The following is a 16358-nucleotide window of genomic DNA, read 5'->3' on the forward strand; positions in this document are numbered from 1 at the left end:
TGCTCTCTGCTCTCTGCTCTCAAAAATTCAGCCAGCCCTTGCTCTGTCTGTCACTTGGCAGTCACTTGTTACCAGCAACAACATTTCAATTTACAAAAAAATATCAAACTGTAAAATTTGGAAAATTTTATGTAAGCACTCCTTTACGATGCAACAAGTGAACAGTTCCGCGCTCGACAGTGGCCTCGCCTGCCTGGTCCTACTCGCCCGGTATCACCATCTTCCCGTAGACCCAGCCCAACTGAAGCATCAGTTTGCGCGGAATGATCGGCCGTTTGGCAGTAGCGACATTATTCAGGCTGCCCGCTCTCTGGACCTGCGAGCCAAGGTCAGTAGCGCCCGCCTTGAACAACTCGCTCAGTTACACCTTCCTGCTATTGCCGCCATGAAAGATGGCAGCTTTGTTGTGCTGGCCAGTGTGGCAGAGGGCAAGGTGCTGCAGCAGTCCCCCGCTAGTCCCTCTCCTGAAGCACTATCCACCGACGATTTTCTTGCACGCTGGTCTGGTCAAATCATTCTGCTTACACGAAGAGCAGAAGTGAACAGCACCGGTGGGGCTTTCGGCTTGAGCTGGTTTGCCCAGGCATTGCTTAAATACAAAAAGCACCTGGCAGATGTATTTATTGCCTCCTTTTTCATTCAGATTTTTGCTCTGATAACGCCGCTGTTCTTTCAGGTGGTCATTGATAAGGTATTGGTCCACAAGGGCCTGAGCACCCTGGATGTGCTGGCTGTCGGACTGATCATCGTATCCGTCTTTGATGTCATTCTGAATGCCCTGCGTAACTATATCTTCACGCATACTACCAACCGTGTAGATGTTTCCCTTGGCGCTAAACTCTTCAATCATCTTATTCGGCTTCCTGTTGCCTATTACCTCTCACGTCAGGTAGGTAATACTGTCGCCCGCGTAAAAGAACTGGAGTCGATCCGCAACTTCATTACCGGTACAGCACTCACACTGGTCATCGATCTGTTCTTTACTCTGGTTTTCTTTGCCGTGATGTTCTACTACAGCCCTGTGCTGGCGCTGGTCGTTGTTGGCTCTATTCCCTTCTATGTTGTTCTCTCCCTGTTGATTACTCCTATACTGCGCAGCCGGCTTGATGAGAAGTTCAAGCGTGGAGCAGAGAATCAGGCCTTCCTTACGGAGTCCGTCACCAACATCGAGGCGGTCAAGAGCATGGCGCTGGAGCCACAGGTGCAGCGCCGCTGGGAGGAAAATCTGGCAGGGTATGTCGCCGCCTCTTTTAAAGCGTCCAACCTTGGAAACGTTGCCAGTCAGTTTGCGCAACTGATCAACAAGATCACCACCGTCCTTATTCTCTGGGTCGGCGCGTCACTGGTCATGAGTAATGAACTGAGTATTGGCCAGCTCATTGCCTTCAACATGATTGCAGGCAGGGTCAGCAGCCCGATCCTGAAACTGGTACAGCTGTGGCAGGATTTCCAGCAGGCACGCATTTCGGTTAACCGACTGGGCGACATCCTTAATACCCCCACAGAGCAAAGCTACAACCCCAACCGTTCGACCCCTCCAAAGATCAAAGGCCTGGTATCTTTTGAGCGGGTCAGCTTTCGCTACCAGCCCAATATTCCGCCCGTACTTAACGACGTCAGCTTTACCGCACAGCCCGGAGAAATTATAGGCATCGTCGGCCGCTCAGGTTCTGGAAAAAGCACTATTACCCGGCTTATACAAAAGCTTTATCTGCCGGAAAGCGGCAGCGTCAAGATTGATGGCCGGGACCTTTCTCAACTGGATCCCTCCTGGTTGCGTCGTCAGGTAGGCGTCGTCTTGCAGGAGAGTCGCCTGTTCAATCTGAGCATACGGGACAATATCGCCATTGCTGATCCGTCAATGCCGATGGAACGAGTAATAGCTGCTGCTCGCCTGGCCGGTGCTGATGAATTTATCAGCCAGTTTCCGGATGGTTACGACACCAAAGTCAGCGAGCAGGGTTCGACTCTCTCTGGCGGCCAGCGTCAGCGCATTGCCATTGCCAGAGCGCTAATCAGCAATCCTCCTGTTCTGATATTTGATGAGGCAACCAGTGCGCTGGACTATGAGAGCGAGCGCATTATCCAGGAGAATATGCAGCGCATCTGTCATGGTCGTACGGTTTTTATCATTGCCCACCGGCTCAGTACCGTGCGTCATGCCAACCGAATTCTGGTGATCGATCAGGGTAGAATCATTGAGCAAGGAGACCATCAGACGCTACTGGATCGACAGGGCTACTATGCCCGACTGCACAGCTATCAGACTCATCAGCCCACCATTCGTCAGGTAACCCCTTCCGCTCCTGCCTCCAAAGCAGAAGACAAGGAGGACCGTCATGGCTAATAACGCTGTCACTCAACCCTTGCGCCAGCAGGACATCTACAGCTTTCTGCCTGCCGCCATTGAACTTGAGCAAACTCCGCCGGTACCACTGACGCGCACGTTCCTCTGGACTATTCTGGCACTCTTTATCATCACGATTGCGTGGGCTTGTGTGGGCCAGGTCGACATCATCGCTTCTGCTCAGGGCAAAGTCATCCCCAGCGCTCGGGTGAAACAGATACAGGCACTGGAGAGCGCCAAGGTCAGCAATATTCTGGTCGCTGATGGCAGCAGGGTGCATCAGGGAGAGGTGCTGATCCAGCTTGAGGATACCGCGGCAGCCAGCGACGCGGCACGATACGCTGCACAGTTGCAGAATGCCGAGGCACAACTTTGGCGGCTCACTGCCTATACGCATTGGCTTGAACAGGGACGCACCGCTCCTGTAACGACATTTTTATTGCCAGCCTCCCCTGCTAACGCTGATCAGCGACAGCAATACCTGCAGCTGCAACAGCAGGCTGACGAACTGCTGGCCAATATCAGCAAGGGCGAGCAGGAGCGGCTACGACTGCAGGCACAGCAACGGGTCGCTGAAGCAGAAATGCTTAAAAATCAGCGCTTGCAGGGGGTTATCGGCGAGCGTGTAACTGCCCTGAAAACACTGCAAAACAAACAACTGGGCTCCAGGGCTCAATATCTGGAGCTGATGCAGGACCTGATCGAGGTGGAAGAGAATGTGCGTGTACAGCAGGCCACGCGAGACCAGTTGTCGGCAGCCATTAGCGCCAATCAGGCCACCAGTGATGCACTGGTCCATGAGAGTTACAAGACGGCCCTCAATGATCTGCAACAGCAGGTCACGCAGCGCGATTCTTTGCTACAGGAAAAGCGTAAAGCCGAACAGCGTCTTAGCCAGTTCACCCTCACCTCTCCTATCGATGGCTCAGTGCAAGATCTTGCTATCCACACCATTGGCGGTGTCGTCACCCCCGCTCAGGTGCTGATGCAAATCGTCCCCGATGAGGGGCCTATTGAAGTTGAAGCCTGGGTAGAGAACCAAGATATCGGCTTTGTCCACTCAGGCCAGCATGTCGAGCTGAAGGTTAACGCGTTCAACTTCACCAAGTATGGCGTTTTAACCGGCAAAGTCGCTGCGCTTTCTGAAGATGCCACTCAGGACAGGCAGGATAAGCAGCGTTACAGAGCACTGATTACGCTGGATCGCGACACCATGGATATTGACGGCAAGCCGGTACGCTTGTCACCTGGAATGGCCGTCAGTGCAGAAATAGAAACCGGCAAGCGACGAGTAATTGAGTTTTTCCTTTCTCCATTACTTCGTTATAAAGACGAAAGCCTAAAGGAACGCTAGGAAAGCATTAGGCTATTAACACACCACCAGGAAAGAAGCATGCTCAATAACACAATTTCCTCCATAGATACCAGCAGCTCTGAGGGAGTAATAAAGGATTTACTTGGTGATAATACTTTTAAGTGGGGCTCAGTATTAGGGCAAGGAGCCGATTTAATTATCAACAGGCCTTATGCGATAGCTTACACTGGCTATTATGCTACTGGAACAGAAAGAAGCACTCACAGCGACGTCAATATATCAGCTGCAAGCGCATTTGAATCTGCTGCAGAGGCGTGGGCTGCGGTAGCAGACGTTACATTTACTCTCTCAAGCAACCGTTTCTCATTATCTGATATCAACCTTGCTGGCAGCTCCTATGCAACACAGCGCCCCGTTGACAGTACAGACCACACCAGCAATCCATTTTGGAGTCTGATTTATGGCACCCACGTAGATATCTGGGCAAACAATAATCTCGCTTCAGGTATCGCATACAATCAGGGAGATGATGGATACTTTCATCTAATTCAGCAATTAGGCTTTTCACTCGGTCTAGATAATATAGGCAATCAATATGACAGCACGCTAACTGTGATGTCTAACAATGATGCACATAACATGATTGTTGATAATATTTTTACAGGTACGTACCACTTCGTTACCCCATCTACACCCATGATTTATGACATAGCTGCAATCCAATATTTGTATGGTGCCAATACGCGTTATCACACAGGAGACGATACCTATACGTTCGATCCCAACACGCCTTTTATGAAGACTATTTGGGATGCGGGTGGCAACGATACAATTTCCATTAGCAATTTCACAACTGACTCAACTATTAACCTCAATCAGGGAGAGTTGAGCTCTATTGGGTATGACATACCTTCTCACTTTGGTGTCAAGGATGCGGCACTCTATGATGGTACCAATAATCTTGGCATCGCCTTCAATGTAGATGTCGAAAATGCCATCGGTGGCAGTGGCAATGATCGTCTGATCGGCAATGCCTTGCGCAATGTCCTCACCGGCAACGCAGGAGACGATACCCTGCTCGGCAATGAGGGCAACGATGTGCTGATCGGTGGTGCAGGCAATGACCGCCTGGTTGGCGGCGTGGGCGACGATACCCTGCAGGGCGATGACGGGAACGACTCCCTGTACGGCGAAGCGGGTAATGACCGCCTGGTCGGCGGCTTAGGCAATGACTTGCTTAACGGCGGAGACGGCAACGATACCCTCTTTGGTCAGGAAGGGAACGATATTCTGGTTGGCGGTCAGGGTAACGATCTGCTCAACGGCGGCGAGGGGGATGACACCCTGCGTGGAGAAGACGGCAATGACACCCTGGTGGGCGGCAATGGCAATGATCGTCTGATTGGCGGTGCAGGCAATGACCAGCTTCAGGGCATGGATGGCAATGATTTCCTTTATGGTCAGGACGGCAATGATCGCCTGATCGGTGGAGCGGGTAACGACGTACTCAACGGTGAAAACGGAGAGGATGCACTTTATGGTCAGGAAGGCAACGATCGCCTGATTGGCGGAGACGGCAACGACTTCCTCAACGGCGGTGAAGGCGATGACAACCTGTATGGCGATAACGGTGTAGACCGCCTGATTGGTGGGCTGGGCAACGATCTGCTCAATGGCGGTGCCGGTGACGACAACCTCTACGGTCAGGAAGGCGCTGATACGCTGGTCGGGGGTGCTGGTAATGATCTGCTTAATGGCGGTGACGGCAACGATACCCTCTATGGTCAGGAAGGGGCTGACACGCTGGTCGGTGGCGCGGGCAATGACCGCCTGATCGGTGGTGCCGACAACGACACCCTGTATGGTGAAACGGGGAATGATCAGCTGTTCGGTCAGGAAGGCAATGACCGCCTGATCGGCGGTGACGGTAACGATGTACTGAACGGGGGTGATGGCATCGATCAGCTGTTCGGTCAGAATGGCGATGATCGCCTGATGGGCGGTGCGGGCAATGATCATCTGGTGGGTGGCGAAGGTAACGATACCTACGTATTCGGCCGTGGCGATGGACAGGACACGATTAACAACTTCGATGCTTCCGACGCCACAGATACGCTGCTGTTCGGCAATGATATTGCTAGCGACCAGTTGTGGTTCTCTCGCCAGGGAGACAATCTGCTGGTGTCGATCATCGGCACCTCAGACAGCTCTACCCTGCAGAACTGGTATCAGGACAGTCAGGCTCAGATCGATCAGTTCCAGACAGCCTCTGGTGACATCCTGCTGTCTTCTCAGATCGACAATCTGGTCAATGCCATGGCGGCCTTCAATCCGCCTGCCACCGGGGAAGTGACGCTGAACAACACTGACTACGCAGGCTTGGATACGGTGATTGCGGCAAACTGGAGCAGCGCTGCGGCGTAACATCACTGCCAGATAATAAACGGCACCTTGGTGCCGTTTATTTAGAAAAGCATATATTTGAGAGATTGATGTGGATGCCGTGAAAGCCCAGAGAAACGACAAAGCTCATCGGCACCTCTGATAGTTAAGACTTCTGAACAGGAATAAGGACAGTCAGGCACAGTTGGCTCAACTCAATGTAGCCACATGGTGCACTGCAATCCTCCCAAATCGATAACCTGAGCAAACTATGGCAGCGTTTAAGCCGTCAGCCACAAGAGAATTGGCCCGGCGTAGCACTGGCTACGCCGGTTTAGAAACGGTAATGCCGTGAGCAGGATCAATACCACTGCCTGATCACTCACTCTTTAAGTGTTTTGCTGTAGTACCGTAAATATGTTCGAGAGGGGACTATGACCACCGCTAATAATTCAACTGGAACCAACACCTACTCATCCGTCGACGATCAAGGTACCCCTGCATACATAGACTCGCTTATTGCTCAGGATGCATCTAAATGGGGTGGACCTCAGGGTACAGGTGCAACAATAACCTATAGTACTCCTGCTAATATAGCCTCATATGACTTTTGGGATTATCTCTATACTAAAGATAATCTACGCTCAACAATGACACCTGTTAGCAGCATTGTAGCAGCAGCCTTTACATCAGCTTTAGAAACATGGTCAGATGTAGCAAACATTACCTTCAGAAGAGTTTCAGAATCTATATTAAACCATGGCGATATACGTATAGCTAATAGTCGAAGCTTTGAGAAGTCAGATGACGAGGTTACATTAGCAGGTACTTATAACCCTGGCTATTCTTCAATATCGGGTGATATATGGCTAAATAGCACTCTTGATATGTGGAGTGCCAATGATTTAGAGAATAATCACGAAGGCTTCAGCACTATAGTTCATGAAATTGGCCATGCCCTTGGTCTTGATCATCCTGAAGGGGACGGCTGGAATCCAGGCTATAACCGCAGTGCTACTGTCATGTCCTACAATAATGTACATAACATGATTGTTGATAATATTTTTACAGGTACGTACCACTTCGTTACCCCATCTACACCCATGATTTATGACATAGCTGCAATCCAATATTTGTATGGTGCCAATACGCGTTATCACGCAGGAGACGATATCTATACTTTCGATCCCAACACGCCTTTTATGAAGACTATTTGGGATGCGGGTGGCAACGATACAATTTCCATTAGCAATTTCACAACTGACTCAACTATTAACCTCAATCAGGGAGAGTTGAGCTCTATTGGGTATGACATACCTTCTCACTTTGGTGTCAAGGATGCGGCACTCTATGATGGTACCAATAATCTTGGCATCGCCTTCAATGTAGATATCGAAAATGCCATCGGTGGCAGCGGCAATGATCGTCTGATCGGTAATGCCCTGCGCAATGTCCTCACCGGCAACGCTGGGGACGATACCCTGCTCGGCAATGAGGGCAACGATGTGCTGATCGGTGGTGCAGGCAATGACCGCCTGGTTGGTGGCGTGGGCGACGATACCCTGCAGGGCGATGACGGGAACGACTCCCTGTACGGCGAAGCGGGTAATGACCGCCTGGTCGGCGGCTTAGGCAATGACTTGCTTAACGGCGGAGACGGCAACGATACCCTCTTTGGTCAGGAAGGGAACGATATTCTGGTTGGCGGTCAGGGTAACGATCTGCTCAACGGCGGCGAGGGAGATGACACCCTGCGTGGAGAAGACGGCAATGACACCCTGGTCGGCGGCAATGGCAATGATCGTCTGATTGGCGGTGCAGGCAATGACCAGCTTCAGGGCATGGATGGCAATGACTTCCTCTATGGTCAGGACGGCAATGATCGCCTGATCGGCGGAGCGGGTAATGACGTACTCAACGGTGAAAACGGAGAGGATGCACTTTATGGTCAGGAAGGCAACGATCGCCTGATTGGCGGAGACGGCAACGACTTCCTCAACGGCGGTGAAGGCGATGACAACCTGTATGGCGACAAGGGTGCGGACCGCCTGATTGGTGGGCTGGGCAACGATCTGCTCAATGGCGGTGACGGTGATGACAACCTCTACGGTCAGGAAGGCGCTGATACGCTGGTCGGGGGTGCTGGTAATGATCTGCTTAATGGCGGTGACGGCAACGATACCCTCTATGGCCAGGAAGGGGCTGACACGCTGGTCGGTGGCGCGGGCAATGACCGCCTGATCGGTGGTGCCGACAACGACACCCTGTATGGTGAAACGGGAAATGACCAGCTGTTCGGTCAGGAGGGAAATGACCAGCTGTTCGGTCAGGAGGGCAATGACCGCCTGATCGGCGGGGACGGTAACGATGTACTGAACGGGGGTGATGGCATCGATCAGCTGTTCGGTCAGAATGGCGATGACCGCCTGATGGGCGGTGCGGGCAATGATCATCTGGTGGGTGGCGAAGGTAACGATACCTACGTATTCGGCCGTGGCGATGGACAGGACACGATTAACAACTTCGATGCTTCCGACGCTACAGATACGCTGCTGTTCGGTAATGATATTGCCAGTGACCAGTTGTGGTTCTCTCGCCAGGGAGACAATCTGCTGGTCTCGATCATCGGCACCTCAGACAGCTCTACCCTGCTGAACTGGTATCAGGATAGTCAGGCTCAGATCGATCAGTTCCAGACAGCCTCTGGTGACATCCTGCTGTCTTCTCAGATCGACAATCTGGTCAATGCCATGGCGGCCTTCAATCCACCTGCGACCGGGGACGTGACACTGAACAATGCCGACTATGCAGGCTTGGATACGGTGATTGCGGCAAACTGGAGCAGCGCTGCGGCGTAACATTGCCTAGATAAATGAACGGCACCTTGGTGCCGTTTATTTATACGAACATCTCCTTAAGAGACTGATGGGGAAGCTATGACAGCTCAGGTAAATTCCAAGATCATTGGCGCCTCTGATAGTTCATGTCTCTAAACAGGCATAGGTGGTTCAGCTCAAGGCCGCCACAGATGATGTACTGTAATTCTCCAAAATCGATAACCTGTTCAACGCTATGGTGGCGTTTAATTCACCAACAACAGGAGAGCTGACTCGACATAGTGCTGACTAGGCCGGTTTAGAAACGGTGATTGCCGTGAGCCGGAACAGCATACTGCCTGATGACTCACTCTTTAAGTGTTTTGCTGTAGTACCGTAAGTATGTTCGAGAGGGGACTATGACCACCGCTAATAATTCAACTGGAACCAACACCTACTCCTCTGTCGATGGGAGTAATACAGCCAGTTATATCAATGCACTTTTAGAAAGCGAATTCACTTACAAATGGGGAGGGGCTCAGGGCACGGGTGCCACTGTTACCTATAGTATCCCAGGTGCCAATGCTTCTTGGCCCGACTACCCGCTGGGTGATGAGCCAACCTTTATGACCCCTGTAAATAGTGAAGTAGCCAATGCCTTTACTGCCGCACTGACAACCTGGTCCAACGTTGCCAATATCACCTTTACCAAGGTGAATGAGAGCGCAACTACTGTCGGCGATATACGTGTAGCGTATTACGACCTTATGGACAGTGACTCTCTTGCCTGGGCGTACTTCCCTAACTACCCGAGCTGGAGTGGAGATGTATGGTTGAATCCTGCCCAGGATATCTGGAGCGGTACCGACCTGACATCCGGACATCTTGGCTCGTTGACCCTTATTCATGAAATTGGCCATGCTCTGGGCCTTAATCATCCCGAAGGCGAAGGCAATACAGCAGGGTATGACCTCAGTACTACTGTGATGTCTTACAACGAACATCCCAATGGCTGGGTTTATGACAACTCTGGAAGCTATGGTTATGTTCAGCCTTCGACTCCCATGATCTACGACATCGCAGCCATTCAGTATCTGTATGGCGCCAACATGTCTTACCACGCAGGTAATGATGTCTATACCTTTGATCCCAGCACCCCTTTTATTGAAACTATTTGGGATGCGGGTGGTAACGACACTATTTCTATCAGCAACTTCAGTGATGGTTCTGTCATTGATTTGCACCAGGGCACTCTTAGCTCCATCTATTATCAGGTCGAATCCAACGCAGGCTACCTTGATGATGACCTGTATGATGGCAGCAATAATCTGGGTATCGCCTTCAATGTAGATATCGAAAATGCCATCGGTGGCAGCGGCAATGATCGTCTGATCGGCAATGCCTTGCGCAATGTCCTCACCGGCAACGCAGGAGACGATACCCTGCTCGGCAATGAGGGCAACGATGTGCTGATCGGTGGTGCAGGCAATGACCGCCTGGTTGGCGGCGTGGGCGACGATACCCTGCAGGGCGATGACGGGAACGACTCCCTGTACGGCGAAGCGGGTAATGACCGCCTGGTCGGCGGTTTAGGCAATGACTTGCTTAACGGCGGAGACGGCAACGATACCCTCTTTGGTCAGGAAGGGAACGATACTCTGGTTGGCGGTCAGGGTAACGATCTGCTCAACGGCGGCGAGGGTGATGACACCCTGCGTGGAGAAGACGGCAATGACACCCTGGTGGGCGGCAATGGCAATGATCTTCTGATTGGCGGTGCAGGCAATGACCAGCTTCAGGGCATGGAGGGCAATGACTTCCTCTATGGCCAGGACGGCAATGATCGCCTGATCGGCGGAGCGGGTAATGACGTACTCAACGGTGAAAACGGAGAGGATGCACTTTATGGTCAGGAAGGCAACGATCGCCTGATTGGCGGAGACGGCAACGACTTCCTCAACGGCGGTGAAGGCGATGACAACCTGTATGGCGATAAGGGTGCAGACCGCCTGATTGGTGGACTGGGCAACGATCTGCTCAATGGCGGTGACGGTGACGACAACCTCTACGGTCAGGAAGGCGCTGATACGCTGGTCGGGGGTGCTGGTAATGATCTGCTTAATGGCGGTGACGGCAACGATACCCTCTATGGCCAGGAAGGGGCTGACACGCTGGTCGGTGGCGCGGGCAATGACCGCCTGATCGGTGGTGCCGACAACGACACCCTGTATGGTGAAACGGGGAATGATCAGCTGTTCGGTCAGGAAGGCAATGACCGCCTTATCGGCGGGGACGGTAACGATGTACTGAACGGGGGTGATGGCATCGATCAGCTGTTCGGTCAGAATGGCGATGACCGCCTGATGGGCGGTGCGGGCAATGATCATCTGGTGGGTGGTGAAGGTAACGATACCTACGTATTCGGCCGTGGCGATGGACAGGACACGATTAATAACTTCGATGCCTCCGACGCTACAGATACGCTGCTGTTCGGTAATGATATTGCTAGCGACCAGTTGTGGTTCTCTCGCCAAGGAGACAATCTGCTGGTCTCGATCATCGGCACCTCGGACAGCTCTACCCTGCAGAACTGGTATCAGGACAGTCAGGCTCAGATTGATCAGTTCCAGACAGCCTCTGGTGACATCCTGCTGTCTTCTCAGATCGACAATCTGGTCAATGCCATGGCGGCCTTCAATCCGCCAGCCACCGGGGAAGTGACGCTGAACAATACCGACTATGCAGGCTTGGACACGGTGATTGCGGCAAACTGGAACAGCGCTGCGGCATAACATCTCGACCAAATATAAAACGGCACCTCGGTGCCGTTTTATAATCTATGAACTGAATCAATACCCTATTAGCGAACGACCTTAATACTTAAGTAAAGGATAACGCCCGTTTGCACATATCAGTCGCCCCCACTTTTTAATTTCCGGCTCCTGCATTTCATCGTGGGCTAGCCCGCCCGGCAGACCCATTGCCTGCCATTTATCTATCGGATTAAGAATGTGCAGACTCTGAAAACCGAAGTCTCCCGGAATTTGAGCATCCGCAACGACGTTATCACCGATATGAGCGACCTTGATGCCTTTATCAACGGTCTTTCCTGCCAGCTCACGCCATAGGCTGCCGTTGTCTTTTCTCAGCCCATTTTCGCTGGAAACCCATATCTGATCCGGGTGCCGGGCACCGATGTGATACAGCAAGCGCTCTATCTGAGCGGCGGAATAATAGGTATCAGATATCAGCAGCACTTTTTTGCCGCCTTCAATCAATGAGTTGAACAGCGCCAGCACCTCCTCTTTTGGCTGGCACTCTTCCAGATCCATTTCGAACTCCAGTTCAGCCATGGCGTCAGGCTCTGCTGGCAGATCAATAGTTGCAGCCAGATGCTGATAGACTTCAACCAACCCTACATCACCTGAGAACTGACGTGACTGCCGGCACTCGAACTCGGCTTGATTACGCTCTTTCACAAACTGTTGGGCACTCGGCACAATGCCTGCGCCAAACAACAGCTGGCCTACCTTGAGCTTTGCATAATCCGGTTGGTAATAGCGACGCTGCAGTAACGTATCAAAAAGATCAAAACTGGCTATATCTGCATTGTGCAGCTGATTGGCATATTCACTGAGAGGCTGGTGATACTGTGTATAGATGTAGCCTTTATCAAGCGTAAACTGCCCTGTCGGTGGATGATAGAAAAATGGCTTGTAGCCGTTATGTTTCACAAGCAGAGGAAGAAGACGTTCCAGCGCATGCAGCTCGGAACCATCATTGGCCAGCGGCTCTTCTGGAAAATCGCTGTATGACCAGGCCTGATCAAACAGCTGCTGCAGAGCAGCCGGGCGCGCCCAAAACATTCCGCCAACGGGATAGGCCAGGAAATCCTCCTCCAGAGCGATATTCCATTTTTCCAGATAGTGTCTGGCTGCCTGCTTGTTCATTGTCCAATGATTTACCCAGCTTGGCATTAACCAATAGGAAGTCGGAAAGAACATCCCCAAATCATCGTTATGGGCGAACAACTGCAGTATGCCGCGGATGACACCGGCATCGCCTAATAAGTATTCATTGAGATAGTCTGACCATTGAGTTTGCTCACGGCCTGAGTAAAGTGATTTTTTGGAGTGCAAATGCCCAACCAGGTCGTAATGCTTGAGCCTCTCAGAGAACTCCACCAGCAATGGGCCAAAGTTTCTTCCGCGATTGGTTGATACCGCGCAATGAATTTCCCTTGCCTCAGGACATCGGCCAAATACTGAGTGCACCTCTTCCACCCATGTTGGGTGAGCTACACTGACATAGATATCCACCTTTATTGGTAAGCTTTTTAATAAAGTGGCAAAGCGCCCAATAAAGTCTTTGTAGTAAATGTGCAGACAGAGTGCGATCTGCATATTCTTATAGCTGTTGTCAGCCAGATCGATCGGAAGTGATTGCGAAGGTTGCCAGAGCGGTTTAACACTATGAATTTCTCTGCCTTCTTTCTGACCAGCGTACAGATAATGCTCCAGTGCACCAATACCTGAGAAATATACGTCCAGATTACGTCGCATGTAGTCTTCGGTATCGAATTTCGCGGAAGGAGAAACATTCGAGTACTGTGATTTTCGGCAATAGTCAGCAAACGCTGATGATGCATCGCCGAATTGATGAAGGCTTCTGCTGTTATACCATTCAAAGTCAAATAAGCAGTCATGAGTCGCTTTGTCTAATAATGCCGCATCTCCAGCATCAGACCTGACCTGTATTGCCTTAAACTGCTGCTGTAACTTTTTTTTGCGCCATTGCTGTTTGACTTTGACCAGAAACCGCAATGCCTGGGGGTTACGTTTACGTAGGTAATCTTTAAGTTTCTTTTCCAATACTTTCCGTGACACCAGAAATACCTTTCTTTTGTGAAACAGCAATTAAATAGAGCAATACACTTTCGCTTCAATTACTTTCAGTCAAGCAAAGATTGTCAGCGGATTGATCACACCAAGCCCTGCATTATCATCATCAATATCAAATAATTTTTTCAGTTCTGTAGGCAGGTTACTAAAGCTTTTAATCATTGCGGCATACATGTTTTCCACATCCTGCCCGGTCGCTGCCACATCAGATCGCAACATGTCCTCTGCATAGCTCATGGCTCCCGCCATGATCACTTCGAGCTCATGAAAATGACGCTGCACATGCGTTAATCCACCATAGGTCATCTGTAGTTTCCCTGACGAATCAACAGACATATTTTTCAGCTGACCATTAGGAGAGGTCAATACAGCCTCAAGAAACAGCGAGCGATCCAGCGGTATGTAGCCCTGCCCTAGAGCCACTCCTTCTTTTAGCGCACCATGCATTCTAGCCCGGTACTGGCCGACCTCGATCTCACCAGCACGAGTCGCTATCCAGTAAAAGCCTTGTGTATCGGTGCCGTGTAATAGCGTTATCAGTTTTTGAATGGTACCGCTGTAACCCAAGTCGACCAGTGCTGAGCCAGCCGATGACAACATAGGTGCTGAATAGCGCAAGTAGGCATCTCTGGTAGGCTGAGCACAAGCAGCGAGCCGAGAAACGTGCTCTTTGAATACACGTATTACTTTTTCTTTATCGTCTGGTAAGACAACTTCCATTGCCTTTTGCGCAGGACTGAAGATGCTGTCTACCTCTGAATTCTTCAGACCCAGCCGCTTCTCACACAGCTGTTTTAGATTACCGCTAAACGCTCCCTGCAGGGCCAACTCCCAGCATTCAGGACGATCTAGCATGGCCCGATAGAGGAAGGTACGTGAAGCCAGCAGGTAGTGGGTCTGTACATCCGGAACCAACCCCTGATGCCGTAGCTGCTCATACCCTTGCAGCAAAAAATACCCCTCACGCGCCAGAAAAAGCAGGTTGTCAACGCCATACTGACTCACCTGCTCTCCCAGCCAACGGTAGTAGTGAGCCAATACAGGGCCAATAAAACAGACACCAAAGTCTTGTAGCTGCTGCTTCGACAAACTCACCTTGTATTCCTTAGTCGCTGAAATTAACTACGATGAGAGAAAAATCCTCATCAACAAATGAGACAACTTCCCATTTAGATAACATTTGGGAGCAAAAAACTACGCGCTTGCTACTTTTCCTGCAAAGTGGTTTATGATGGCTTCCTGCCTCACATAACTGAACCGCCCGGGTTGATCTTCGACACGGGAGTGCTCAGAGTCTCAATTGAGACAAGCCATGCATTTAACACAGAGCCTCCATCCGTGCTGCTGGAAAGGATACCAACAATAAAGATGACCGCTTGCAGAACTTCTGTGTTACCAGACCAGCTTAAGGATTAGCGTGAATCGTTGCCTAATGATTGCCAATACGTCTTGGTACTTGTTCAACTTCCATCAGGGTTTAATCCTGGATTTGCAGGAGGCAGGCTGGGAGGTTGAGACGGTAGCGCCTGAAGATGATTACACCGTTAAACTGCAAGCAATCAGCCAGCGGCATCATACATTGCATATGCATCGTCGGGGTGGCAACCCGCTAAAAGATCTTATCGCTTGCAGGGAGCTATTCTGCCTGTTCCGTCAGCGCCAGCCACAGGCCGTGCTTAACTTCACGCCCAAACCCAATGTTTATGGCACCCTGGCAGCACACTGGTTGGATATTCCCGCAATTAATAACATCACTGGTTTAGGAACGCTCTTCGCTGAACCCACAATCATGAACAGGGTAGCGCAATTTCTATTCAGGATATCGCAACCCAAAGCTCATCACGTGCTGTTCCAAAATCAGGATGATCGCGCCCTATTCATTGATCGCGGCTATGTAGCAGCAGAGAAGACATCACGGATACCGGGGAGTGGTATTGATCTGAACCGCTTCATTCCAACAGAAGCCCCAAACGATGGCATTGTCAGATTTATCCTGGTCGCACGTATGTTGCGGATGAAGGGTGTTGAGGAGTTTGTCGAAGCGGCCAGGCAACTGAGAGCCGAGCGATCAGATGTTGAATTTCTACTGCTCGGCCATGTGGATGCGGGGAGCGCCAACAGTATCAGTGAGTCACAAATCAAGGCCTGGCACAAAGAAGGGGTCATCAACTATCTGGGCGGCGTGAGTAATGTGGCACCGAAAATTGCTCAGGCGGACTGTGTTGTTTTACCCTCTTACTACCGCGAGGGAGTACCGCGCTCGCTGCTTGAAGCGGCGGCTATGGCTAAGCCTATCATTACGACCGATACCGTTGGCTGCCGAGATGCGGTTGATCACGGTTTGACAGGGCTGATATGTCAGCCACGAAATGCTCAGTCACTCAAAGATGCACTGACAGAAATTGCTAATATGTCTCACATCGAGCGAGTCGCCCTGGGACAAGCCGGGCGTATTAAAATGCAGAAGTCCTTTGATGTGAACCGTGTGATCAAGGCGTATATCACCCTGCTTGCCCCCTTGAAAGAAACACCTGCGCTAGAGACTCTCATCACTGATACCAAGTAGCGCAATAAAGCCTTTAAACTTACCGTCTATA

Annotated in this window: 8 protein-coding genes and 1 pseudogene; 7 read left to right on the forward strand and 2 right to left on the reverse strand. The window is 51.0% G+C overall.

Annotated features, from left to right (window positions below; translation table 11 throughout):
• Nucleotides 1-148: 148 nt before the first annotated feature.
• From WH50_RS07745 to WH50_RS27145, 6 genes and pseudogenes are all read left to right on the forward strand, one after another.
• The gene (locus WH50_RS07745) at nucleotides 149-2347 is read left to right on the forward strand and encodes a type I secretion system permease/ATPase (protein WP_110186804.1); all 2199 of its coding nucleotides are present in this window, start codon (nucleotides 149-151) and stop codon (nucleotides 2345-2347) included.
• Nucleotides 2340-3701: an HlyD family type I secretion periplasmic adaptor subunit gene (locus WH50_RS07750; protein WP_110186805.1), complete on the forward strand. Its 1362-nt coding sequence runs from the start codon at nucleotides 2340-2342 to the stop codon at nucleotides 3699-3701. The genes WH50_RS07745 and WH50_RS07750 overlap by 8 nt, the downstream gene beginning before the upstream one ends.
• Nucleotides 3702-4457: 756 nt before the next feature.
• The gene (locus WH50_RS27135; protein ID WP_341476826.1) at nucleotides 4458-6086 is read left to right on the forward strand and encodes a calcium-binding protein; all 1629 of its coding nucleotides are present in this window, start codon (nucleotides 4458-4460) and stop codon (nucleotides 6084-6086) included.
• A 608-nt stretch (nucleotides 6087-6694) separates the two neighbouring features.
• A pseudogene (locus tag WH50_RS27255) lies at nucleotides 6695-7012 on the forward strand (matrixin family metalloprotease); the annotation flags it as partial.
• A 234-nt stretch (nucleotides 7013-7246) separates the two neighbouring features.
• Nucleotides 7247-8902 (forward strand): calcium-binding protein, encoded by a 1656-nt coding sequence (locus WH50_RS27140; RefSeq protein ID WP_341476827.1) that lies wholly within the window; start codon nucleotides 7247-7249, stop codon nucleotides 8900-8902.
• Nucleotides 8903-9486: 584 nt separating this feature from the next.
• Nucleotides 9487-11652, forward strand: coding sequence for a matrixin family metalloprotease (locus WH50_RS27145; protein WP_165838352.1), 2166 nt, complete (start codon nucleotides 9487-9489; stop codon nucleotides 11650-11652).
• A gap of 81 nt (nucleotides 11653-11733) precedes the next feature.
• Here the strand turns inward: WH50_RS27145 and WH50_RS07770 are convergent, their stop codons facing one another.
• A complete protein-coding gene (locus tag WH50_RS07770) occupies nucleotides 11734-13746 on the reverse strand; it encodes a rhamnan synthesis F family protein (RefSeq protein WP_207780223.1) in 2013 nt (670 codons plus the stop codon).
• A 69-nt stretch (nucleotides 13747-13815) separates the two neighbouring features.
• On the reverse strand, nucleotides 13816-14856 hold the full coding sequence (locus WH50_RS07775; RefSeq protein WP_110186809.1) for a hypothetical protein: 1041 nt from the start codon (nucleotides 14854-14856) through the stop codon (nucleotides 13816-13818).
• 337 nt (nucleotides 14857-15193) lie between these two features.
• Here WH50_RS07775 and WH50_RS07780 point away from each other — a divergent pair, with 337 nt between their 5' ends.
• Nucleotides 15194-16327, forward strand: a complete 1134-nt coding sequence (locus tag WH50_RS07780) for a glycosyltransferase family 4 protein (protein WP_207780224.1) — start codon at nucleotides 15194-15196, stop codon at nucleotides 16325-16327.
• Nucleotides 16328-16358 lie beyond the last annotated feature (31 nt).

This window comes from Pokkaliibacter plantistimulans (assembly GCF_003194385.1).
Taxonomy (GTDB): Bacteria; Pseudomonadota; Gammaproteobacteria; order Pseudomonadales; family Balneatricaceae; genus Pokkaliibacter; species Pokkaliibacter plantistimulans.